Genomic DNA, 22,268 nt, shown 5'->3' with positions numbered 1-22,268 from the left:
GTCAATCCTATTAGTATCTTTAAGAACTTTTAGTTTTAAAAGAGGAACCCTTAAACATTTAAAATAATGTTAGACGATAAACCAAATAGTGTAGAAAGCGAGAATTCAACGGAAAAACAAACAGATGTTGTTGCGGATAATCAAGAGAATCAAAAAACCGAAGAAATTGTAGAAAAGTCTTCAGAAATTGAACAATCTGTTAATTCTGATGTTGAAGAAAATGCTGAGCCAATAGCGACTAAAAATGAAGAAACTAAAGGAGATGAGGTAGAATCTGATCCTGTTGAAGATGCCGTAAAATCTACACCTGTAAAGGACAAAGAAGAAGTTGAGAAGAAAGTCAATTACGAAAAACTAGATTTAGAGCAACTCGTAACGACACTTCAAAAATTGCTCAAAACCGGTAAAATAACAGAAATTAAAAGTGAAGTTGATTTGATTAAAAAGAATTTCAACAAAAAATTCGGTCAACTTTTAGCAGATAAAAAAGAAGCTTTTTTAGCTGATGGAGGTAATGAAATTGATTTTTACTACAGTACTCCAATAAAATCTACTTACAACGATCTGCTTTTTGAATACAAAACAAAAAGAGAGGCTTATTATGCTAATAAAGCTAGTGAGCAAAAAGAAAATTTGGCAAAACGATTGGCATTAATTGAAGAATTAAAAGAGCTTATAGACAATGCCGAACCCTCTACCATGTACGGACAGTTTAAGGAACTACAAACAAAATGGCGTAGCATTGGCAGAATTCCCAGTGCTCAGTACAACGATACTTGGCGTACTTATGACCATCATGTAGAGCGGTTTTATGACTTATTGCATCTGAGCAATGATTTAAGGGATCTTGATTTTAAACATAATTTAGAAGAAAAAACAAAATTGGCGGAAAGGGCTGAGGAGTTGGCTGAAATGACAGATTTAAATGCTGCTTTTAAAGAGTTACAGGTGTTGCACAGATTATGGAAAGAAGAAGTGGGACCGGTAGGAAGAGAACATCGTGAAGAAATTTGGGAACGTTTTAGCAACGCTACCAAAAAAATTCATGAAAAAAGACATGAACATCAAAAAGAACTGGAATCTAAGTATGAAGAAAATGTAGACAAGAAAAGGGAGGTTATCGACAAGATTTCTAATTTGATCGAAGATGGAAATAACAATTCTCATAAATATTGGCAGCAAAAAATTAAAGAACTAGAGACTCTAAGACAACAGTTTTTTAAAATTGGAAAAGTACCTAGAAACGTAAATGACAAAATTTGGAAAGAATTTAAAGAATCAACTCGTAAATTTAATAGACAAAAGAACGCATATTATAAAAATGTAAAAAACGAGCAACATAATAATCTACAAAAAAAGAATGCCTTAGTTGAAAAAGCCGAATCCTTAAAAGATAGTGAGGATTTTGATACTACAACAGATATTATGAAGCAAATTCAGGCAGAATGGAAAACGATTGGCCATGTGCCAAGAAAATATTCCGACAAAATTTGGAAACGTTTTAAAGATGCCTGTAATCATTATTTTGACAGATTGCACGGTAAACAAGACGAAGCCAATAAAGATCAGATAGAAGCTTTTAACAAAAAGAAAGAGTTGTTGGATAATCTTAAGAGCCAAGCTGATAAAAATGACTCATTGAGTTTGGAAGTGATCAATGCTTATATTGAAGATTGGAGTAAATTAGAGCGTTTACCACACAATATGCAACATATAGATGTTAAATTTAATAGAACATTAAATTCACTTTATAGTAAGCTAGATTTAGATGAAAAAGAAATTGCCATGTTAAAGTTTAAGAATATGGTCAATAATTATGTAGAGACCCAAAACCATAGAAAATTGGATAACGAGCAACAATTTGTTAGAAAAAAAATTGATGAAGTTACTCGTGAAATTCAACAATTGGAAAACAATATGGGCTTTTTTGCGAATGCCGACTCTGACAGTCCGCTTCTAAAAGGTGTACAAGACAATATTGAAAATTATAATCAACAATTGGAAATCTGGAAAACCAAATTGGATTATTTAACCAGTTTGGACTATTAATTATTTTTCAATGCTTTGTCAACTAGTTCTATCACATAATTTATTCGAGAAGTATCAAGTACTGAGTTATTAATGTTTTGATTTGCTGAAATTTGAGAGTTAATAAGGTTCATCAACTTTTTGTCTTTTAATTTTTGTTTAACTACTACGGTATCAATCCCGTTATTTTTATAAGTTATTAATTCTGATAAAATATAGGGTCGAACGTTATTGTAAATAAACGCCTTATGCGACTGTGAAAATGCATCTAGTGCATCATAGCCAGCTTCGTAAAAACTGGTTAAGGCATATTTTAAAGTATCATTTGATATTAAATTCAAATTTCCACCCGATTTTAAATTAATATATGCAGAATTCACTTTTACATGGTAAAATTCACTATCTAAATACATACTTAGAGAATCCAAGTGAGCAGCATCATCTGTTGTAAGTTGCGTTAAATAGTTGTTACTTTGGGTTAAACGCTTCTTCCACATTGTAAACATGTACTTTTCCGTTTGTAAATCAAGATAAACAGCTTTCAATGCTTTAGATACTTCTTTTTGTTCTTTATTGTTCTCATTCCAATTGTTTAACTGTACAGCAATAAAAATACCCAGTACCACAATCAATATTTCACCTAAAAAATAGGTAATGGTTTTTGGTAATTTGCTTCTGAAAAATCTTGGCATATGGGTTTATATTTTTTTCGCATTAACTCCCTCTCCTGCGGAGAGGGTCGGGGAGAGGCTTTACCACCTCATAATTACGCTTCCCCAAGTAAAACCGCTACCAAAGGCAGCCAAAACCACCAAATCATTATTCTTAATTTTTCCTTTTTCATGGGCTTCGGTCAAGGCAATAATAATAGATGCGGCAGTTGTGTTTCCATATTTCATAATATTATTATAAACTTGATCGTCTTTTAACTGAAATTTATTCTGAATAAACTGTGCAATACGTAAATTGGCTTGATGTGGAATAAGCATATCAATATCCGAAGGTGCTAAGTTGTTGGTTTTTAAACCTTCCATGATTACTTCACTAAAACGGACCACGGCATTTTTAAAAACAAAAGTACCGTCCATGTATGGAAAATATGAAGTGTCTTCCTCCTTTGACGCCAATATTTCAGGAACCCAATGCTTTATACTGGGAGATGCAACCGTTAATTTATCCGCATATCTGCCTTCGCTATGTAAATGGGAGGATAAAATTCCTTTGTTCTTATCTTCCGTTCGTGACAAAACACATGCTCCAGCACCATCACCAAAAATAACCGAAACTCCACGGCCACGAGTGGTTTTATCCAATCCATTGGAATGGTATTCCGCACCAATCACTAATACATTTTTATACATACCTGTTTTTATAAATTGATCAGCAGTAGAAAGGGCATATACAAACCCTGAGCATTGATTTCGAACATCCAATGCTCCAATGGTTGGCATGTCCAACATATCTTGAATTTGAACTCCACAACCTGGAAAATAATAATCGGGACTTAAGGTAGCAAATACTATAAAATCAATATCATCTTTTGTCAACCCTGCTCGTTCAATGGCAATTTTGGCGGCTTTAGCACCCATAGTTGCAGAGGTTTCGTCACTATCTTCAGGAATCCATCGCCTTTCTTTAATACCCGTTCTTTCTTGAATCCATTCGTCGTTAGTATCCATAATTTTAGAAAGATCATTATTGGTAACAACATTTTCAGGAACGTAAAAACCGAGACCTGTTATTTTTGAATTGTACATATTTCTTGTTTTAGACAATGCAAGATAACTAATCTTAATTAAAAAAATCAATATTTTTGAATGCTGTCATTCCCGCGATAGTGGGAATCTCATTACGGCGATTCGAATGTCAATTCAAATTTTCATTTCCCTGCCATCTTGTCATTTTAACGACCTTGGTATTTTTTTTGACTGTGTAAAGAGAAATAATTTAAAGTATAACAATATTAACAAGATTCTCGCATTCACGGGAATGACATTTAAAAATAAAGTATTATGGCAAAAGGAACAATTAATGTTTCAGTAGAAAACATATTTCCGCTAATTAAAAAATTCTTGTATTCGGATCATGAAATCTTTTTACGAGAATTAATCTCTAATGCTACTGACGCGACGTTGAAACTAAAACATCTTTCGACGATTGGCGAAACCAAGGTTGATTATGACAATCCGCAAATTGAGGTAAAAATTGATAAAGAAGGTAAGAAATTACACATTATCGATCAAGGTGTTGGTATGACAAAAGAAGAAGTGGAGAAATATATTAATGAAGTGGCTTTTTCAGGTGCTGAAGAATTTTTAGAAAAATATAAAGATGCTGCAAAAGATTCAGGAATTATCGGTCATTTTGGTCTTGGATTTTATTCGGCGTTTATGGTCGCTGAAAAAGTGGAAATACTGACAAAATCACATATTGAAGAAGAACCTGCAATGCATTGGGTTTGTGACGGATCTCCAGAATTTACGTTGACAAAAGCCAAGAAAAAAGACAGGGGTACTGAAATTATTTTACATATAGCTGAAGATTCAACAGAGTTTTTGGAAGAACATAGAATTAGGGAATTGTTGTTGAAATACAATAAGTTTATGCCCGTACCCATTAAATTTGGTACAAAAGAAACAAACGATCCTGATTTTAAACCAAAGAAAATAAAGGACAAAGAAGGTAAGGAAACTACTGAACCGCACAAGCAGATTACCGTTGATAATATTATCAATAATCCGAATCCAGCTTGGACTAAACAACCAACCGATTTAAAAGAAGAGGATTATAGTTCTTTTTATAGGGAATTGTATCCTATGCAGTTTGAAGAGCCGTTGTTCAACATACATTTAAATGTTGATTATCCTTTTAATCTAACTGGTATATTATATTTTCCGAAAATGACCACTAATTTGGACGTGCAAAAAGACAGGATTCAATTATATCAAAATCAGGTATTTGTAACCGATAATGTGGAAGGTATTGTACCCGATTTTTTACAAATGTTACGTGGGGTGATAGATTCGCCAGATATTCCGTTAAATGTGTCTCGTAGTTATTTACAAGCCGATGGTGCCGTAAAAAAGATTTCGAGCTATATCACTAAAAAAGTTGCGGACAAATTGCAATCTTTGTTTAAAAACGATAGACAAGCCTTTGAGAAAAAGTGGAATGATATTAAAATAGTTATAGAATATGGTATGCTTTCCGAGCCTAAATTCTATGAAAAAGCCCAGAAATTTACATTGTTTCCAACGGTTAATGACAGCTATTTTACTTTTGATGAATTAATTGAAAAAGTAAAACCAGCACAAACTGATAAAGACAAAAATATTGTGTTGTTATACGCTACAAATCCCGATGAACAACATAGTTATATTGAAGAGGCCAAAGAAAAAGGCTATGAAGTATTGTTGTTGGATTCACCAATAGTTTCACATCTGATACAAAAGATTGAAGGTGAAAATTCTGAATTATCGGCCGAAAAGCAACCTATAAAATTTGCTCGTGTGGATTCTGATTTTATCGATAATTTAATCAAAAAAGATGATGAGCAGATTTCTAAACTATCGGAAGACGAAAAAACAAAATTAAAAGAGATAGTTGAGGGAATTGTGCCATATGAAAAATATACCGTGCAATTGGAAGCATTGGATTCTAAGGCCAACCCTTTTGTAATTACTATTCCTGAGTTTATGCGAAGAATGAAAGAAATGAGCCAAACCGGAGGTGGTGGCATGATGGGAATGAGTAATTTTCCTGAAATGTACAATTTGGTGGTCAACACCAATAACGATTTGATGCAGAAAATCCTCAAAGCTAAAGGCAAAAAAGAAGAGTACGTAAATCAGGCATTGGACTTGGCAAAATTGTCTCAAAACCTATTAAAAGGTAAAGATTTAACAAACTTTATCAAACGTAGTTTTGAATTGATGAAATAAATTTTAGTCCCAAATTTTGGGTAGAGATTTTAAACCGCTTTCTTATTAATTAAGATGGCGGTTTTTGTTATTTGTAATACAGTTCAGAAACTCTTTTGAAGTTTATTTGTTCAATAATAAAACTCCAACGCCTACCTTTGCAAAACTTTACAATGCTAAGAGAAACATTAAAAAATATAGAATTATTTTTAAGAGGAGCCAGTTTTTATAGAGGGGTCATCTTAACTATAGCCATTGCCATCCCAATAGGCATATTATTCGCCATTGATCAAACGGCAATTATTTTGCCTATTGTTTTTGGGGCATTTGTTAATGCACCAAGTGATATTGCCGGTAGTTTAAAACGCAAGGTGAATGGAATTCTAATTAGTATTGCCTTAACAGTTGCCATTACGGGAATTATATTAGTTGCAAAACCATACCTACTAATATTATTGATGGCACTCGCAATATTGTCTTTTTTTAGTGCAATGATAGCGATATATGGGTTTCGCGGCTCATTAATTGCTTTTTCGGGATTGTTAGCTATGGTATTGGCGTTAGCTGTTAAAGATGTTCATGGTTTGGACATTTTAATTCACCTTGGCTTTATGGTTATTGGGGGTTTATGGTATTTATTAATCTCTTTGCTCCTTTACAGGATGGCATCAAAAAAAGACGAGAAACAGTTGCTATCAGAAACCTTAGCTTTAACTGGAGAATACTTGAAATTAAGAGGTGAGTTATTGGTAGAAAGAGCATCGCACGATAATTTATTTAAAAGGATACTCGAACTACAAACCGAAATAAGTGATAAACACGAAACCCTTAGAGAGTCACTCTTAACCACACGGAGAAAATCTGGACGCTCTCGATATGAAGAAAAAAGACTTCTCATTTTTATTTCATTGGTAGATATTTTAGAGTTGGCATTAGCAAATACTATTGATTATACAAAGATCAATTCACTTTTTAAAGCTGATAAAAATGATTTAGAGGCTTTTAAAAACGTCAATGTCGTTATGGGCGAACACCTGATGTTATTATCTGAAATTATTATCAACAACGATAAAATTCCTAAAAGAAATGAACTATTGCATGTTTTTGAAAAAGCGGATAAAGCCATTGAAAATTATGTGAAACAAGTCGGTTTACCAAAAGCTAGGGAAGGAGCATTAACACTTAGAAATTTATATACTTATCAGCTGCAATTATTAGATCAAATACGGGCCATAAGACGTGCTATGTCCAATGTGGAAAATGCTTCAAAGTTGTCTCTAAAAACACAAGATGGGAGTCAGTTTATAACGCTTCAAGAATATCGTTTTTCCATTTTATTGGAACACCTTAGTCCAAAATCTACCATATTCAGACATGCCATACGGTTGAGTACAACCGTGGTTGTTGCTTATTTAATAGGCACTTTTTTAGATATTAAGAATGCTTATTGGATATTACTAACGTTAATAGTAATTATGCGTCCTAATTATGGATTAACTAAAGAGCGTTCTCAAAATAGAATTATTGGGACAATTATCGGTGCTGCTTTAGCGTCACTCGTAATTTTTACGACCCAAAATGTAGTTGTATATGGTGTCTTAGGTCTTCTATCATTAACTTTTGCATTTTCTCTAATTCAACAAAATTACAAAGTGGGTGCAGCTTTTATTACGTTGCATGTCATTTTTGTGTATGCACTTTTACAACCTAATGCCTATGAAGTAATCGGCTATCGCGTGTTGGATACGGCAATCGGGGCAATTTTGGCCGTTATTGCCAATTATTTACTTTGGCCTTTGTGGGAATTTAAAAATTTAGATCAGGATATTTTAGAGGTTCTTAAACAAAATGACAATTATTTATTGGCTATTCAAAAACAATATAATTCTAAAAATGTATTGCAACCCCAATATAAATTGCATCGAAAAGAAGCTTTTTTGGCAATGAGCGAATTAAATGCCGCTTTTCAACGTGTTTCTCAAGACCCAAAGTCTAAACAAAAAGAATTTCAATTGATTTACGATATTGTTACATTAAATCATACTATTGTATCTGCTATTGCCTCATTAAGCAGTTTTATCCAAAAACATAAAACATCCTCGATTAAAGATCAGTTTGATGTCTTTGTCGCCCACATAAGTAATACGTTAAAAGAAACCGCTAATATTTTAAACCAAAATAAAAAATTAGAGCTATCCAATTCTCAAAATATTGAAAATGCACAAGAAGAGTTATTAGATAATTATGTGAAATTGGCCAATGAAAGAGACCAAGAAATACAGTTGGGTCAATTAGATATTAAACAGGAAAAGTTAGTTGATTTACAAGAAGCACATTTGTTGTATAATCAGCTTGTTTGGTTAAAAAACTTGACTGATAACCTTAAAAAAGCTACGCATAAATACAAGAAGGCTTTAGCGTAGATTTATGTATTTAACCGCTTATCAAAATAATTTTTTAGCATTACAATTTGTATTAAAAACAATAATGAAACTATTATTGTGGCATACAACGTGGTGTTTGAAAAATTTAATGATGATAGAAAATTCATGCTAAAATCAAGTTCAATATTAGCAAACCATTTTGATTTTGTAAGGTTTCCAAAAAACGCCAGATAAATTGAAAAACCTACAATTAAAGTAGCAATAGCAAACCACATTTTTTTAGAAATAATCGGTTTATAGGCAAAGGTTTTTTGTTGGTTTAGTTGTTCGACTTTAGCCATTACGGTATTCGTAAAATCTGATGAAGATGATGCTAAACCATCATCTTTCATTAGTTTATCTACTAACTTTTCTATATTTTTATTCTGCTCGTTATCCATATCTTTCTAGAATTTCTGGTGCTAATTTTCCTTTTAAAATACTAGTCAATTTTTTTCTGCTTCTAAATAATTTTACTTTAACGTTATTAGGTTTTAAATTTATAATTTGAGCTATTTCGTCAATAGACAATTCTTCAAAATAATATAAAGTCAATAAAAAACTATCCTCGCTAGGAAGCAATTGCATACAGTTTTGAATGGTTAACTTTCGTTCGTCATGCTCCATTTTATCCAATATATTGTCCAAGCTTTTTATTTGGTTTTTCGTAAACTCATTAATAGTAACGGTTTTATATTGCCGTTTCGTCTTTTTTAAACTATCTAAACTTGTATTGTAAGCAATACTGTAAATCCATGTTGAAAATTTTGATTCGCCTTTAAATTTATTTAAAGATTTAAAAGCTTTGGTAAAAGTATCTTGAGATACTTCTTCTGCTTCTTCTTTATTTTTCACCATCCTTATTGCCAGTGTATAAACCAAATCCTTATAGCGATTCACCAAAATAGCATATTTTTGGGTATCGCCATCAAGTATCTTTCTGATACAATCTAGGTCGTTGGTTTCGGTCACATAACTATATGACTTCAAAAAATAAGTTTCGGTTACAGTTTTATTAAAAAAATATGTAGATAAATCTGTAACCATAATTAAAAGTGTATCGTCATAAGAAGCATAACACAATAAAATTAATCAATTTAAATTTAATAATCATGGGATCAGAAGTAATCATATTACCATTAATTTTTGGAGGTATTTTCGGTATTTTCTATTTGTATTTTACAACACGTAACAAAGAACGCATGGCACTTATAGAAAAAGGAGCGGATGCAAAAATATTTACTAGGGAAAGACAACGAACGGCTCCGGTCTGGAAAGTTTTAATATTAAATTTAGCTTTGTTATTGATGGGGGTAGGTGCAGGTATTGTTATCGGAGGAATTTTATATTCAAACTTTAATGTTATTGAAGCTGTTGCTATGTCTGGTTCAATTTTCTTAATGGCGGGCACAGGGTTGTTGATCGGCTTCTTTTTAACAAAGAACTTAGACAAAGAATGATACTAATTACCCCGAAAGGGTTTTAAACCCTTCGGGGTTTTGGCAATAAAAAAAGCACTCAAACCAATTTGGTTTGAGTGCTTTTTTTTTTAAGTCTTATGTCTAACGTCAAAAAGCGTCCGCGTGTCGCCGAAGCTTTAGCGGAAGAACAAGCGGTCTAAAGTCTTTTTTACTCTATCGAGAAATCAAAATAAGTATCAGGATATGGTTCTTTTGCCAAAGTAAAATGCCACCATTCTTTTTCATGTGGTTTAAAACCATGCTTAACCATTCTACGTTGTAACATTAATCGTATAGAGCGTTGGTTTTTGGTAACATTCTTGTAATTTACATTAGACCTTTCATCAAAAAGATCAAAATCACTACCTAAGTCTAATATATGTCCGGTTTTTAAGGATACAATGGTTAAATCTACTGTACTGCCTCTACTATGGCCAGATTTAGCGGCAATATATTCCTCTTTAAATAAATCTTTTTTATCTATGTTGGGGTAATATTTGTCTTTCATTTTGTTGTCAGTAGTATCTTGTGCCCATTGAACAAATTGGTTAACTGCACGCTGTGGCCTGTAGGCATCGAATACCAATAGTCCAAATCCTAGTTTTTCAAAGTCTTGTTGCACTTTTTTTAAAGCTTGTGCGGCCTCTACAGTTAAAATACATTTAGGTTTGTTGTACCCATCAATAGGCTTACCTATAAAATTATTTTCAGAATAATAACGTAAATCGGTTCTTAATTTAGGTATTACCTCCTTAACATAGACAAAACCTTCTGGTAAGGTACCTGATTCTTTTTGAGCTTGAATTTGGGCAGAAATACTAACTAGTAGTATAACTGATAAAAGTTTTATGAAATAAGAAATTTTCATTAATTTAATCTTTTGGGTTAAGAGTTTAACGCTAAAGTACTCAATATATTTTATAGGTTAGTGCAATCAGTTGGTGGTAATTAAGCAATTAAATTAAAGATTATGTAATTAAAGAATCTAAAAATTTTACTTCAATTAAATAAATAATGAAAAATAAAGTTGGGTAATATTAGTCTTGCACCTTATGGTAAGAGCATTTAATTGCTATATTTAAACAAAATTAAAAAGTATTAGATGAATCAGAAATTAATGTCTAAAAAGAAGCCTGCCTTTCCTATTACCGATAGGCTTTCTAGCTACTTGACTAAACACGGTAGGAATATTAAGATACCTATTTTTTATGATGATTTATTACGTTTTCAAGGAGCTGTAGAAATTTTTGATGAAGATGGAAACGATACACTTTGGGTTAGTGTATATTTTGCTGAACACGAGCGTGACGAAATTGAGCTAAGTTTGAAGCATATTTATACCATTTTAAATGCAGATGGAAGTGATACCATGATACCATACCTAAACATTGACAGTATAGATTTTTGCACATTTGGCAACTCAAAACCCTTTAGGATCAAGGTCAGAAATATTTTGAATGATAATTATCTTTTCTTTTATATAAAAAAGGCAGACGCTTCTCGAATTTATGGGTTGGAGCTGGAACACTTATTGTCTCCCAACTATATTTATTTTTTAGTTTATAAGGAGACCCTAATTGAAGAACATATTTCTGGAATACCAGGTGATACCTTTATTGAAAAACATCTTGATCTTTGCTCGGAACAAGATAAAAGGGCTATTGCCAAGGAATTTGTAAAGTTTAACGAACGTTGTTTTGTTAGACTATTGGGCGATATGCGGTCTTACAACTATGTTATGGTATTGACCCACGATTTTGACAGAATACAGTACAGAATCAGAGCTATTGATTTTGACCAACAAAGTTTTGAGGGCAACCCAAAAGTGTATAAACCCCAATTTTTGAAAGAAAACAACAAGTTGGTAGATATGACTACTGATATGCTACGTAGAGAATCTATTGATCAGTATAAGCTGGAAGAGCGTTCACTACTGGCTAAAAGAGCTGCAAGCGAACAAACTAGGTTAAACGAGGTGTTAGGTTGTATGAACGATGATGTACTCTCTACACCTGAAAAAATAAAGGAACTGAAAGATGGCTTATTAGAGCTTACTGGTGACGTTAAATTTAAAAAATCCAATAATATGGGAGCAATTTTAAAAAGTGCTTTGGATTTTGTGGGCAGAAATTACGCAAATTTGAATCCTTACATAATCCGAAATAACGAAATAGATAAAATTTAATGAACCTTATTAAAAAAAGGACACTATCCGAAAATGTCATTTAGTATTTTAGCCAATCTAATACCTCCAAATTGTAGTTGTTGCCTTACCGTCTTAAAATAATCGTAGTTATATTGATAACGTAGGTTTTCACCAACTTCGACCGAACCATAAACTTTTTTAGTCAATTTATGAACGTTATTCACCCAATCTACTACTGATCCTTTTTTAATAGCTTTTATCTGTTCTTTAGACAAATCTTCGGCATTGTTTGCTAGTTCTAGGTAGCTCATGCCCCATTCTTCAATCATGTTTTCGTCCCATACCCTGTGTAAATTCGTGCCTCTGCCAAACCATTGTACCTGTATGGTGTTACCACCTTTATCTTCCTGTCGCCCAATGTGCATGGGTTGGTGCAAATCACCTACCAAATGTACTAACATTTTTAAATAAAAAACCTTGTCTTCTTTAGAACTGTTTTCATCCTCTAAAACTTCAATACATTTATTTATTCCTGTAACCAAATCACCTTTAGGATTTTTTTCGGACTCTTCATAAGTTTTGTCAAAAGGCATATTTACGTAATGCCAAGTATAAAAATCGTTATATCGTTTATCCGATTTTATTTCATCTCCATAAGTAGATACGAATGCCAAACTTTGTCCATCCAATAATTTATCAATTTTTTTAAGTACTCTTTTTTTTAGGTGACTTTCTGCTATTTTTCCCGTAGTCCTGTGTCCCGTAGGGCCCCATTCTGAAATCGAAGCAAAATTTGAAGTGCTAATTAATAATGCAGATAAAAAAAGTAAAATTTTTGAATTCATATGGAAAATTTTTACAAAAATAGGGAATTAATTGATGATAATATTTGCAAATGTCAAAAATAATGTTATATCTTTGTGATATCAAAATAATATCAAAATAAATTTACAACTAATTAATCCACCTGTTGGAGTGGCAGGTCTTAAAATCTCATAAAATGAAAGAAGAAAAAATTATTAAAGTATCCAACGGTTACTTCATGTTGTTTTTAGCTCTTGCTTTAGTAGGCGGAGGTATTTATGCATTCATTAATATTGATATTGCATTTATAGCGGCTGTATTAGTAGGGGTATTGTTGTTGCCCGGATTTTTCTTGGTAAACCCAAATACTTCAAAAGTATTATTACTTTTTGGAAAGTATGTAGGCACAGTTAAAGAAAATGGTTTCTTTTGGGCAAATCCTTTTTACACCAAAAAGAGAATATCTTTAAGAGCAAGTAACTTTGATAGTGAACGCGTAAAGGTGAATGACAAATTAGGTAACCCGATTATGATCAGCACTATTTTGGTTTGGCGTGTGCAAAATACCTATAAAGCTGCTTTTGATGTAGACAATTTCGAAAATTTTGTTCGTGTACAAAGTGATGCCGCGGTACGGAAATTAGCGAGTTTATATCCATATGACAATTTTGCCGACGAAGGACTGGATGAAGATATAACCTTACGTGCCAGTGTAAATGAGGTAAGTGAAGCGTTGGAAGAGGAATTGTCAGAACGTTTGGCAATGGCAGGTATTGAAGTGTTGGAAGCCAGAATTGGTTATTTGGCATATGCCCAAGAAATTGCAAATGCCATGTTAAAGCGTCAACAGGCAACGGCAATTGTTGCGGCCAGGCATAAAATTGTAGAAGGTGCAGTAAGCATGGTAGAAATGGCTTTAGACGAGTTAAGCAAGAAAGATATTGTTGATTTAGATGAAGATAGAAAAGCAACTATGGTCAGTAATTTAATGGTGATATTATGTTCGGATAAGGATGCAACACCGGTTTTAAATACAGGTACATTAACATAGTCTTGTAATCTTTGGTCGTTAGTGGCGACCTGCAAGGTTTGAGCATTGCCGAAGCAAGGATAACCTTGTAGGTCTGATTGGACTAAAATAATTTTATTTCTTAAGGCATTTGGCTAGTGACCTACCTAATTAACTCAATAACTAATAACTCAAAAAAAATGAAAGAATATAAAGTAGTAACTTGGAAACAGGGTTTGACCGGTAATAATAAAAAATTAGAAGACACCTTAAACCAGTACGCTCAATCTGGTTGGATGGTCTGCCATATTGCAGAACAATCTACTAGAATAGTTTTTGAAAGAGATAAGAATAGGTAGTTTAAAAGCTGGAAGTTGGAAGACAGAAGACTGAAGTGAAAAAGTACAGTTCTTCTTGAGAGGGGTTAGGGGTGTGTTTTTAATTCAATCCCTGAATTTTTTATTAAAACCTATAAACATTTAATTTGGCAATTACAAATGAAAATTTTCACAGAGCAGCAGCGGTTTAATCAGTGGTGGCTATATGTTATTATTGGTGCTTCATTGTTTACTATGATTATTCCCATAGTTATAAATTCTGATGATTTACTTAAAGATAAAACGGCTAAAATAGCTCTGTCTATTTCCTTCCTATTGGTATTGGCTACTATTTTCATAATACGAATGATTAAGTTGCATACTAGAATTGATGAAAAAGGAATACATTACCGATTTACTCCTTTTCATAGGAAACAATATCTTATAAATTGGGATGATGTCAGTAATGCGTATGTAAGAAAATATAATGCCATTTTTGAATATGGCGGTTGGGGTTATAGGGGCAATTTTTTGAGATCGAGTGGTAAAGTATCTAATGGTAAAGCTTATAATATCAGAGGTAATCAAGGCATTCAAATAGTACTAAATAACGGAAAAAAAATATTAATCGGTACGCAAAAGGAAGTTGAAGCACAAAGGGTATTAAATACTTATAAATCAAAAATTGTAAAAGCTACAGCATGAAAATAATCATTATTACATTATCATTGATTACAAGTTTTTTTTGTTTTGCCCAACAATCTGACTTTTCCGAAAAAAAAATCAATATTCCATCTGAAAAAGTAACAGTCAATGGCACTTTAATGATGCCAAAATCAGAAAATAATGTGCCTTTGGTAATTATAATCCCTGGCTCGGGCACGGTAGATAGAAATGGCGGAGCAGGAAATTATTTAAAACAATTGGCAGAAGGTTTACTAAAAAATAATATCGCTACATATCGTTATGACAAAAGTTCAATAGTACTTTCGAAAAAAGAAGGACTTAAAGAAGGAGATATATCTTTTGATGATTTTATAAATGACGCCATCACTGTGATAGATTATTTTAAAGATAAAGAACAGTTTTCTAGCATTATTGTTGCGGGTCATAGCCAGGGTAGTTTGGTAGGTATGGTTGCCGGGCAGTTAAGAATTGACGGATTTATCTCATTAGCGGGAGCAGGAAGAACTATTGACAAGATTTTAATTGAACAGGTTACCGCTCAATCCCCTCAATTTAAAAACGATATGGAAAAGACTTTTGAAATAATTAAATCTGGAAAAATTGATGAAAATTTTAATCCATTATTGATTTCAGTTTTTAGAAAATCTTTACAGCCTTTTTGGGCCTCTTGGATCAAGTATAATCCACAAGAGGAAATCAAAAAAATGAAAGTTCCTATTTTAATTGTAAACGGAACAAAAGACATACAGATTCCGGTTTCTGATGCAGAATTGTTGCATAAAGCTGATGAGGCTTCTGAACTACTGATTGTCGAAAATATGAACCATATTTTTAAAGAAGTAAAAAGTGATGATAGATTAGAAAATATTGGTACATATACCAATGCTGATTTGGGTATCAAACAAGAACTAGTAACAGGTATGGTTGAATTTATCAATAAAGTTGCTGAAATAAAAAAGTAAGATATTAATAATGTCGAAGAAAAAAGCATTTGCATTGCGAATAAATGAAGAGACTTTCAAAGCTATTGAAAAATGGGCTGCGGACGAGTTCCGTAGTACCAATGGTCAAATTGAGTGGATGCTACAGCAAAGTTTAAAAGCGGCGAAACGGCAGCCTAAGAAAAAGGAGAAATAAGTTAAATGAAAAATGGTTATTTCGCTAAAGTTTTGTGCAGTACTTTTTCATTGTTATAGATTATTTGGTTCACGTTCTTTAATAAATGTTGCAGTTACTAAATTACTTGGAAAAGGGATAGTTGCTGCAGTATAAATAAACTTATCTATTATCAATTCATTTTGATTATTATAGTGATACATTGAACGCACAATTTTGGTTTCATTTTTAAGTTTCCATGAAATATCCATTTCAGAATCATTTAAAATTTCAATCGATATTACTTTCTCCTCAACATCTTCATACGGCAAAATAACATCTACTTTGTTTAAACTATTAATCATTAATGTGTAGTTATATTGGGGGTCATGAACGTTAGCCTTTGCAGTATTATCATAGAACACACCTTTCCAAATCTCTTTGTCATCAGAGTTCAAATTATCCGCATTACTACAATTTAATAATAAAGTGAATATAAATAGAGATAAAATTAATGTTTTCATAGTTTAAAAGTAAAAAGATTATTGAATTAATCTAATAAAGAAGATAGTGTTTTGTTAAAAAAGTTGCGTGTAAATTGAAATAATTTAAGCAATAAAAATTTCTTGATACCAGATAAGCCCCACGGTAGATAAGTAGGAAAATATAGGTCGAAGATATAATTATAAGTGAGTATCATTCTTTTGTTTAGGTCGATAAAAAAGATCTGTTTTAATTTTTAACAATAATAAAAAGACCTTATACTTTGGAACTCAACGAAACTAATGGTAAAGTCCAGGCTTTTGAGAAGAGTTCCGAGGGTATGCATGTGGAGACTTGTTTATCATAATTTATTACATATATTTGAGGCATATAACCTTTTGTAATGAAAAAAATATTACCCTATAGCTTACTTTTTTTATTTGTATTTACATCATTTTCTCAATCAAAATCACCCAAAGAATTTCTGGGATATGAATTAGGAGATCGTTTTACAAGACATCATCAGGTAGTTGATTATTTTAAACATATTGCAGATAAAAATGAGAATGTAAAATTGATTAAGTATGGTGAAACTTATGAGAATCGCACTTTACAATTAGCATTTATTACCGCTCCTAAGAATTTCTCTAAACTCGAAGAATTAAGAAGTAATCACCTAAAATCAATTGGTATTTTGCAAGGTGATGCAAATTCTGAAGTATCCATAGTTTGGTTAAGTTACAATGTACATGGTAATGAATCCGTAAGTACAGAAGCGGCGATGAAAACCTTATATGCTTTGGTTGACCCTAACAATTCTGAAACCAAAAAATGGTTGGAAAATACTATTGTAATTATTGATCCTTGTATTAATCCTGATGGGCGAGACCGTTATGTAAATTGGTATAACCAATATCAAAACCAACCCTATAATATCAACCCTGATTCTAAAGAACATCACGAACCTTGGCCGGGCGGTAGGGCAAATCATTATTTGTTCGATTTAAATAGAGATTGGGCTTGGGCATCGCAAATTGAAACGCAATCGCGTTTAAAAGAGTACAACAAATGGATGCCACATATTCATGTGGATTTTCACGAACAAGGCGTTAATAATCCTTATTATTTCGCACCCGCGGCAGAACCTTATCACGAAATTATTACTGATTTTCAACGTGATTTTCAAGCAGAAATAGGTAAAAACCACGCCAAGTATTTCGATAAAAATGGCTGGTTATATTTTACCAAAGAAGTATTTGACTTGTTGTATCCCAGTTATGGAGATACCTACCCCATGTACAACGGAGCTATCGGAATGACCTATGAACAGGGCGGTAGCGGAAGAGCTGGCTTGGGAATAAAAACCGCTGATGACGATGTGCTAACGCTCAAAGATAGGATTGCCCATCATTATACCACGGGTTTATCTACCATTGAAATGGTATCTTTAAATGCCGAAAAATTACAACGAGAATTTGTAACTTATTTTAAGAAAGCAGTCTCCAACCCTAAGGGGAAATATAAAAGTTATGTGATTAGCGGAAACAACGGAAAAGATAAATTGAACGGTCTAAAAAAATTGTTAGATAGACATGAAATTGAATACGGTATGGCAACTTCCAATGCTACCGTTAAGGCTTTTGACTATCAAAATAGCTCAACAAAATCGGTTCGATTTTCTTCAAAAGATATGGTAATCAATACAAATCAACCCAAATCAAATTTTATAAATGCATTGTTTGAGCCACAAACGAAAATTGCGGATTCTCTTACTTATGATATTACAGCTTGGGCAATACCTTATAGCAGAGGCTTAGAGGCGTATGCTTTACTTAATCCGTTAGCATCAGAATCGATGCCTGCTGATGCCACTGGAGCTAGTCCAGTAGGAGTTGAAAAACCGTATGCTTATTTGGCAAAATGGAATAGTACGGACGATGTTTCTTTTTTAGGGTATTTGTTAAAAAATAAAATTAAAGTTAGGTTTTCAGAATCCGCTTTTACTATTGAGGGAGAAAGTTATGACGCTGGAACATTAATTATCACACGAAGAGGTAATGAAAAGTTAGGCGAAAAGTTTGATGCTACAGTCCGAGAAGCCACTCAAAAATTCGATAGAAAAGTTACCGGAGTCGCTACTGGATTTGTAACCAAAGGAAAAGATTTCGGATCAAGTTCCGTCAATTATCTAAAAGCCCCAAAAATTGCGGTACTTTCCGGAGATGGCGTTTCTTCCTTAGGTTTTGGAGAGGTTTGGCACTTTTTTGAACAGCAGATTCAATATCCAATAACCGTGTTGGATACTGATTATTTTAGTCGTGTAAATTTAGATAAATATGATGTTTTGGTACTACCAAGCGGATATTATGGTGACAATTTGGATGAAGATAAATTAAAAGAAGTTAAAAAATGGGTGCAAAATGGAGGAAGAGTAGTAGCCATTGACAGAGCACTAAGCACTTTTGCAGATAGTGATGAATTCGATTTGTCCAATTACAAAGATGATGATGAAAAAACCGAAAAGGAAAAAGAAGAAAAAGCACAGCAAGAAAAACTAATACTTGAAAATTATGACAATTTAGAAAGACAATCTCTTTCGAATATAATTACAGGAAGTATTTTTAAAGCAACCATGGACAACACACATCCATTAGGCTTTGGATATGGAAAGAATTACCATACTTTACGTTTAAGCAATAACCATTATGCCTATTTAAAGGATGGTGTTAATGTAAGTGTTATAAAAGGCAAGAATGATTTGGTAAGTGGATTTGCTGGTGTAAATGCTCTTAAAAATATAGAAACCTCCTTAGTTTTTGGTGTTGAAGAAAAGGGCAGGGGAGCTGTAATATATTTAGCTGACAATCCACTATTCAGAAGTTTTTGGGAAAATGGAAAATTAGTCTTTTGTAACGCTGTATTTATGGTGGGGCAATAATCTAAATTTGTCATTCAGAGTGAAACGAAGTGGAGCGAAGAATCTTTTAATATTTATTACGAATAATTTTTAAGAATTTATATTAATACATAGAAACAAGGTTCCTCCCCTTTTTTAAGGGGAGAGCCTGTGCTGAATTTATTTCAATATGTCCGAAGGACGGAGGGGTATAAAAGGTTATTACAAAGAGATTTGCTAGAAACAGAAATTCACAGAGAAAATAAAGGAAATAATATTAGTGGGCAGAATACTTTAAATTTACGAAGCAAAAACAACTAACATCTAACAACCAAAGACTTATGACCATGGATACATCACCTCTTTTTACAAACGACACCATTGTTTTCGGATTATTGATGTTAGCATTGGGCTTTATTTTTTATACCTCCTCTAAAAAAGAAGGATTTTGGTCAAAATTCTATGCCATTGTTCCTGCCTTATTTGTTGCCTATATGTTACCAGCAGTTTTTACAACGGCAGGTTTAATTGCTCCAGATTGGCAAACTGTTTCAGATACCGGGGAAGTTACCAAACACAGTACCAGTTTATATTATATGTCCAGCCGATATCTATTACCTGCTGCTTTAGTTTTAATGACGTTGAGTATTGATCTTAAAGCAGTTTTTAATTTAGGTTGGAAAGCTTTGGTCATGTTTTTTACAGGGACCGTAGGTATTATTATAGGTGGGCCCATAGCCATTTTGTTGATTTCTATGGTATCACCTGAAACTGTTGGCGGTGCTGGGCCAGATGCGGTATGGAGAGGTTTAGCGACTTTAGCAGGAAGCTGGATTGGTGGAGGTGCCAACCAAACAGCCATGTTAGAGATATATGGTTTTAATCAAAAGTTATATGGCGGAATGGTGTTTGTTGATATTGTGGTGGCGAATATTTGGATGGCGATAATTCTTATTGGAATTGGCAAATCTAAACGTATTGATAAATGGTTAAAAGCAGATACTTCGGCTATAGAAAGTCTAAAAGAAAAGGTGTCTAATTATTCCGCTGAAATTGAACGTAACCCTAGTTTGTCAGATTTAATGATAATGGCGGGTATCGCTTTTGGAACCGTAAGTTTTGCACATTTCGGAGCGGGTTATTTAGCTGATTTTTTCTCAGGTGTTGTTGGTGGAATAGAAAACCCAACTACTAAAAATGTATTTACTTTTTTAGATTCCGAATTCTTTTGGATGATTAGTTTATCAACTATTGTTGCTATTCTGTTGTCATTTACCAAAGCTAAAAATTACGAAGGAGCGGGAGCGAGTAAATTTGGTAGTGTATTTATCTATATTTTGGTGGCTACCATTGGTATGAAAATGGACTTGACATTGATTTTTGATAACCTCGGTTTATTAGCCATTGGTTTTGTTTGGATGGCTATTCATGCCGGACTTTTGATATTGGTAGCGAAATTAATTAGAGCTCCTTATTTCTTTTTGGCAGTTGGCAGTCAGGCCAATGTGGGCGGTGCAGCATCAGCACCGATAGTAGCATCTGCCTTTCATCCTTCATTGGCAACCGTGGGAGTTTTATTAGCAGTATTTGGTTATGCTGTGGGTACTGTCGGAGCCATTGCCTGTACTATTCTAATGCAAATTGTGGCACAGTAATTTTGGTTTAAATTTTTGTGCCTTTTATTTTCAAAGAACTAGATAAAAATGTACCCTCGCTAGGAATCGAACCTAGATCAAAAGTTTAGGAAACTTCTATTCTATCCATTGAACTACGAGGGCAAAATATTTAAAATTTTAAAGCTTAAAAAAACGAATTCCAAACCATCGGCAAACTTAAAAAATTAGTCACAAAAAAGCCTCATTATTTTTATGGAATTTGGGATTTGATAATTGGGATTTATTTGTAATTTGTGAATTGTTATTTGAGATTTTTATGACATATGACAGCATCCTTTAAAAAGTACATTCTTAACTTCAAAAAGCCCAGCGGTACTTCACGTGGAATTTTACGCACTAAAGAAACTTATTTTCTATTACTTTCTAAAAATGAAAAAGATGGAGTGGGAGAGTGTGGTCTTTTTAAAGGTCTAAGTGCCGATGATAGACCAGATTATGAAAAAAAAATGCAATGGCTTTGCGAAAATATAAATTTAGAAAAGAATTTTTTATTAAATGAATTATCGGAATTTCCATCCATTCAATTTGGATTGGAACAGGCATTTTTATCATTGCAAAGTGAAGATAAGTTCACGTTGTTTCCTTCTAAATTTACGAAGGGTAAGGATGCAATTTCAATAAACGGTTTAATTTGGATGGGTTCGGCTGGTTTTATGACACGACAAATAAAAGAAAAATTAGCTGCGGGATTTACAACCTTAAAATTGAAAATAGGAGCTATAGATTTTGATACGGAACTGGAAATTTTAAAGTCTATCCGTAAAGAATTTACAGCAAATGAAATTGAATTACGTGTGGATGCCAATGGAGCGTTTACACCTCAAAATGCATTGGATAAATTAAAACGATTATCAGATTATGATTTGCATTCCATTGAGCAGCCCATAGAAGCGGGACAATGGCAGGAAATGGCATCATTATGTGAAAAAACACCCCTACCCATTGCTTTAGATGAAGAATTGATTGGAATTTTTAGAAAAGAAGATAAGGCGAGGTTATTAGAAACTATCAACCCGCAATATATCATTTTAAAACCGAGCTTAGTTGGCGGCTTTCAAGGGAGTAATGAATGGATTAATATATCGGAAAGCAACAATGTTTCTTGGTGGATTACTTCTGCCTTAGAAAGTAACATTGGACTCAATGCTATTGCCCAATTTACTTATAGTTTAAAAACCACAATGCCACAGGGTTTGGGTACAGGTGGTTTATTTACCAATAATTTTGACTCACCCCTAGAGGTAAATAATGGACACCTACATTATAATCCCCAATTAAAATGGCAGTTTAGTTTATAAAACTTATTTTTGAATTTAAATAGAAA

At 33.0% G+C, this 22,268-nt stretch carries 20 protein-coding genes and 1 tRNA gene; 13 read left to right on the top strand and 8 right to left on the bottom strand.

The window, feature by feature from the left end; all coding sequences use genetic code 11:
- Window positions 1-66 precede the first annotated feature (66 nt).
- The gene (locus UMM65_RS00285) at window positions 67-2,049 is read left to right on the top strand and encodes a DUF349 domain-containing protein (protein WP_321974449.1); all 1,983 of its coding nucleotides are present in this window, start codon (window positions 67-69) and stop codon (window positions 2,047-2,049) included.
- Here UMM65_RS00285 and UMM65_RS00280 read toward each other — a convergent pair.
- Window positions 2,046-2,720 (bottom strand): DUF6090 family protein, encoded by a 675-nt coding sequence (locus UMM65_RS00280; protein ID WP_321974448.1) that lies wholly within the window; start codon window positions 2,718-2,720, stop codon window positions 2,046-2,048. The two genes, UMM65_RS00285 and UMM65_RS00280, sit on opposite strands and share 4 nt — an antisense overlap.
- A 60-nt stretch (window positions 2,721-2,780) precedes the next feature.
- Window positions 2,781-3,785: a 3-oxoacyl-ACP synthase III family protein gene (locus tag UMM65_RS00275; RefSeq protein ID WP_321974447.1), complete on the bottom strand. Its 1,005-nt coding sequence runs from the start codon at window positions 3,783-3,785 to the stop codon at window positions 2,781-2,783.
- A 255-nt stretch (window positions 3,786-4,040) separates the two neighbouring features.
- Here UMM65_RS00275 and htpG point away from each other — a divergent pair, with 255 nt between their 5' ends.
- Both htpG and UMM65_RS00265 read left to right on the top strand, forming a co-directional pair.
- On the top strand, window positions 4,041-5,969 hold the full coding sequence (htpG, locus tag UMM65_RS00270; RefSeq protein WP_321974446.1) for a molecular chaperone HtpG: 1,929 nt from the start codon (window positions 4,041-4,043) through the stop codon (window positions 5,967-5,969).
- A 152-nt stretch (window positions 5,970-6,121) separates the two neighbouring features.
- Window positions 6,122-8,371, top strand: coding sequence for an FUSC family protein (locus UMM65_RS00265; protein WP_321974445.1), 2,250 nt, complete (start codon window positions 6,122-6,124; stop codon window positions 8,369-8,371).
- A 2-nt stretch (window positions 8,372-8,373) separates the two neighbouring features.
- Here the strand turns inward: UMM65_RS00265 and UMM65_RS00260 are convergent, their stop codons facing one another.
- Window positions 8,374-8,772 carry a hypothetical protein gene (locus UMM65_RS00260; protein ID WP_321974444.1) on the bottom strand — a complete coding sequence of 133 codons (399 nt, stop codon included), beginning with the start codon at window positions 8,770-8,772 and terminating at the stop codon, window positions 8,374-8,376.
- Window positions 8,765-9,418 (bottom strand): RNA polymerase sigma factor, encoded by a 654-nt coding sequence (locus UMM65_RS00255; RefSeq protein WP_321974443.1) that lies wholly within the window; start codon window positions 9,416-9,418, stop codon window positions 8,765-8,767. The genes UMM65_RS00260 and UMM65_RS00255 overlap by 8 nt, the downstream gene beginning before the upstream one ends.
- 65 nt (window positions 9,419-9,483) lie before the next feature.
- Between UMM65_RS00255 and UMM65_RS00250 the strand changes: the two genes are divergently transcribed.
- The gene (locus UMM65_RS00250) at window positions 9,484-9,831 is read left to right on the top strand and encodes a DUF6249 domain-containing protein (RefSeq protein WP_321974442.1); all 348 of its coding nucleotides are present in this window, start codon (window positions 9,484-9,486) and stop codon (window positions 9,829-9,831) included.
- A gap of 169 nt (window positions 9,832-10,000) precedes the next feature.
- Here UMM65_RS00250 and UMM65_RS00245 read toward each other — a convergent pair whose 3' ends face one another.
- Window positions 10,001-10,699, bottom strand: a complete 699-nt coding sequence (locus UMM65_RS00245; protein ID WP_321974441.1) for a M15 family metallopeptidase — start codon at window positions 10,697-10,699, stop codon at window positions 10,001-10,003.
- Between the two features lie 234 nt (window positions 10,700-10,933).
- On the opposite strand from UMM65_RS00245, the gene UMM65_RS00240 reads away from it, so the two are divergent.
- Window positions 10,934-12,016, top strand: coding sequence for a hypothetical protein (locus tag UMM65_RS00240; protein ID WP_321974440.1), 1,083 nt, complete (start codon window positions 10,934-10,936; stop codon window positions 12,014-12,016).
- Window positions 12,017-12,039: 23 nt separating this feature from the next.
- On the opposite strand, the gene UMM65_RS00235 is transcribed toward UMM65_RS00240, so the two are convergent.
- Window positions 12,040-12,822 carry a S1/P1 nuclease gene (locus tag UMM65_RS00235; protein WP_321974439.1) on the bottom strand — a complete coding sequence of 261 codons (783 nt, stop codon included), beginning with the start codon at window positions 12,820-12,822 and terminating at the stop codon, window positions 12,040-12,042.
- A gap of 155 nt (window positions 12,823-12,977) precedes the next feature.
- Here UMM65_RS00235 and UMM65_RS00230 point away from each other — a divergent pair, with 155 nt between their 5' ends.
- From UMM65_RS00230 to UMM65_RS00210, 5 genes are all read left to right on the top strand, one after another.
- Window positions 12,978-13,832 carry an SPFH domain-containing protein gene (locus UMM65_RS00230; RefSeq protein WP_321974438.1) on the top strand — a complete coding sequence of 285 codons (855 nt, stop codon included), beginning with the start codon at window positions 12,978-12,980 and terminating at the stop codon, window positions 13,830-13,832.
- A gap of 158 nt (window positions 13,833-13,990) precedes the next feature.
- Window positions 13,991-14,149 (top strand): DUF4177 domain-containing protein, encoded by a 159-nt coding sequence (locus UMM65_RS00225; RefSeq protein WP_321974437.1) that lies wholly within the window; start codon window positions 13,991-13,993, stop codon window positions 14,147-14,149.
- 138 nt (window positions 14,150-14,287) lie between these two features.
- Window positions 14,288-14,812, top strand: coding sequence for a hypothetical protein (locus UMM65_RS00220; RefSeq protein ID WP_321974436.1), 525 nt, complete (start codon window positions 14,288-14,290; stop codon window positions 14,810-14,812).
- Window positions 14,809-15,756: an alpha/beta hydrolase family protein gene (locus tag UMM65_RS00215; RefSeq protein ID WP_321974435.1), complete on the top strand. Its 948-nt coding sequence runs from the start codon at window positions 14,809-14,811 to the stop codon at window positions 15,754-15,756. The genes UMM65_RS00220 and UMM65_RS00215 overlap by 4 nt, the downstream gene beginning before the upstream one ends.
- Before the next feature lie 10 nt (window positions 15,757-15,766).
- The gene (locus tag UMM65_RS00210) at window positions 15,767-15,931 is read left to right on the top strand and encodes a type II toxin-antitoxin system antitoxin (RefSeq protein ID WP_321974434.1); all 165 of its coding nucleotides are present in this window, start codon (window positions 15,767-15,769) and stop codon (window positions 15,929-15,931) included.
- Window positions 15,932-15,984: 53 nt separating this feature from the next.
- Here the strand turns inward: UMM65_RS00210 and UMM65_RS00205 are convergent, their stop codons facing one another.
- On the bottom strand, window positions 15,985-16,413 hold the full coding sequence (locus tag UMM65_RS00205; RefSeq protein WP_321974433.1) for a hypothetical protein: 429 nt from the start codon (window positions 16,411-16,413) through the stop codon (window positions 15,985-15,987).
- A gap of 362 nt (window positions 16,414-16,775) precedes the next feature.
- Between UMM65_RS00205 and UMM65_RS00200 the strand changes: the two genes are divergently transcribed.
- Both UMM65_RS00200 and UMM65_RS00195 read left to right on the top strand, forming a co-directional pair.
- Window positions 16,776-19,310 carry a M14 family metallopeptidase gene (locus tag UMM65_RS00200; RefSeq protein ID WP_321974432.1) on the top strand — a complete coding sequence of 845 codons (2,535 nt, stop codon included), beginning with the start codon at window positions 16,776-16,778 and terminating at the stop codon, window positions 19,308-19,310.
- Between the two features lie 305 nt (window positions 19,311-19,615).
- Window positions 19,616-20,923: a DUF819 family protein gene (locus UMM65_RS00195; protein WP_321974431.1), complete on the top strand. Its 1,308-nt coding sequence runs from the start codon at window positions 19,616-19,618 to the stop codon at window positions 20,921-20,923.
- 51 nt (window positions 20,924-20,974) lie between these two features.
- Here UMM65_RS00195 and UMM65_RS00190 read toward each other — a convergent pair.
- Window positions 20,975-21,046 (bottom strand) — tRNA-Arg (locus UMM65_RS00190).
- 161 nt (window positions 21,047-21,207) lie between these two features.
- Here UMM65_RS00190 and UMM65_RS00185 point away from each other — a divergent pair.
- Window positions 21,208-22,242: an o-succinylbenzoate synthase gene (locus UMM65_RS00185; protein ID WP_321974430.1), complete on the top strand. Its 1,035-nt coding sequence runs from the start codon at window positions 21,208-21,210 to the stop codon at window positions 22,240-22,242.
- The last annotated feature ends 26 nt before the right edge of the window (window positions 22,243-22,268 follow it).

The organism is Aureibaculum koreense, assembly GCF_034296135.1.
Lineage (GTDB): Bacteria > Bacteroidota > Bacteroidia > Flavobacteriales > Flavobacteriaceae > Aureibaculum.
Note: the sequence above shows the minus strand (reverse complement) of the source record. Positions and strands in the feature narration are given on the sequence as shown.

Coding starts and splice junctions, on each gene's coding strand:
- UMM65_RS00285 (WP_321974449.1), top strand. CDS start 67: ATGTTAGACGATAAACCAAATAGTGTAGAAAGCGAGAATTCAACGGAA.
- UMM65_RS00280 (WP_321974448.1), bottom strand. CDS start 2,720: ATGCCAAGATTTTTCAGAAGCAAATTACCAAAAACCATTACCTATTTT.
- UMM65_RS00275 (WP_321974447.1), bottom strand. CDS start 3,785: ATGTACAATTCAAAAATAACAGGTCTCGGTTTTTACGTTCCTGAAAAT.
- htpG (WP_321974446.1), top strand. CDS start 4,041: ATGGCAAAAGGAACAATTAATGTTTCAGTAGAAAACATATTTCCGCTA.
- UMM65_RS00265 (WP_321974445.1), top strand. CDS start 6,122: ATGCTAAGAGAAACATTAAAAAATATAGAATTATTTTTAAGAGGAGCC.
- UMM65_RS00260 (WP_321974444.1), bottom strand. CDS start 8,772: ATGGATAACGAGCAGAATAAAAATATAGAAAAGTTAGTAGATAAACTA.
- UMM65_RS00255 (WP_321974443.1), bottom strand. CDS start 9,418: ATGGTTACAGATTTATCTACATATTTTTTTAATAAAACTGTAACCGAA.
- UMM65_RS00250 (WP_321974442.1), top strand. CDS start 9,484: ATGGGATCAGAAGTAATCATATTACCATTAATTTTTGGAGGTATTTTC.
- UMM65_RS00245 (WP_321974441.1), bottom strand. CDS start 10,699: ATGAAAATTTCTTATTTCATAAAACTTTTATCAGTTATACTACTAGTT.
- UMM65_RS00240 (WP_321974440.1), top strand. CDS start 10,934: ATGAATCAGAAATTAATGTCTAAAAAGAAGCCTGCCTTTCCTATTACC.
- UMM65_RS00235 (WP_321974439.1), bottom strand. CDS start 12,822: ATGAATTCAAAAATTTTACTTTTTTTATCTGCATTATTAATTAGCACT.
- UMM65_RS00230 (WP_321974438.1), top strand. CDS start 12,978: ATGAAAGAAGAAAAAATTATTAAAGTATCCAACGGTTACTTCATGTTG.
- UMM65_RS00225 (WP_321974437.1), top strand. CDS start 13,991: ATGAAAGAATATAAAGTAGTAACTTGGAAACAGGGTTTGACCGGTAAT.
- UMM65_RS00220 (WP_321974436.1), top strand. CDS start 14,288: ATGAAAATTTTCACAGAGCAGCAGCGGTTTAATCAGTGGTGGCTATAT.
- UMM65_RS00215 (WP_321974435.1), top strand. CDS start 14,809: ATGAAAATAATCATTATTACATTATCATTGATTACAAGTTTTTTTTGT.
- UMM65_RS00210 (WP_321974434.1), top strand. CDS start 15,767: ATGTCGAAGAAAAAAGCATTTGCATTGCGAATAAATGAAGAGACTTTC.
- UMM65_RS00205 (WP_321974433.1), bottom strand. CDS start 16,413: ATGAAAACATTAATTTTATCTCTATTTATATTCACTTTATTATTAAAT.
- UMM65_RS00200 (WP_321974432.1), top strand. CDS start 16,776: ATGAAAAAAATATTACCCTATAGCTTACTTTTTTTATTTGTATTTACA.
- UMM65_RS00195 (WP_321974431.1), top strand. CDS start 19,616: ATGGATACATCACCTCTTTTTACAAACGACACCATTGTTTTCGGATTA.
- UMM65_RS00185 (WP_321974430.1), top strand. CDS start 21,208: ATGACAGCATCCTTTAAAAAGTACATTCTTAACTTCAAAAAGCCCAGC.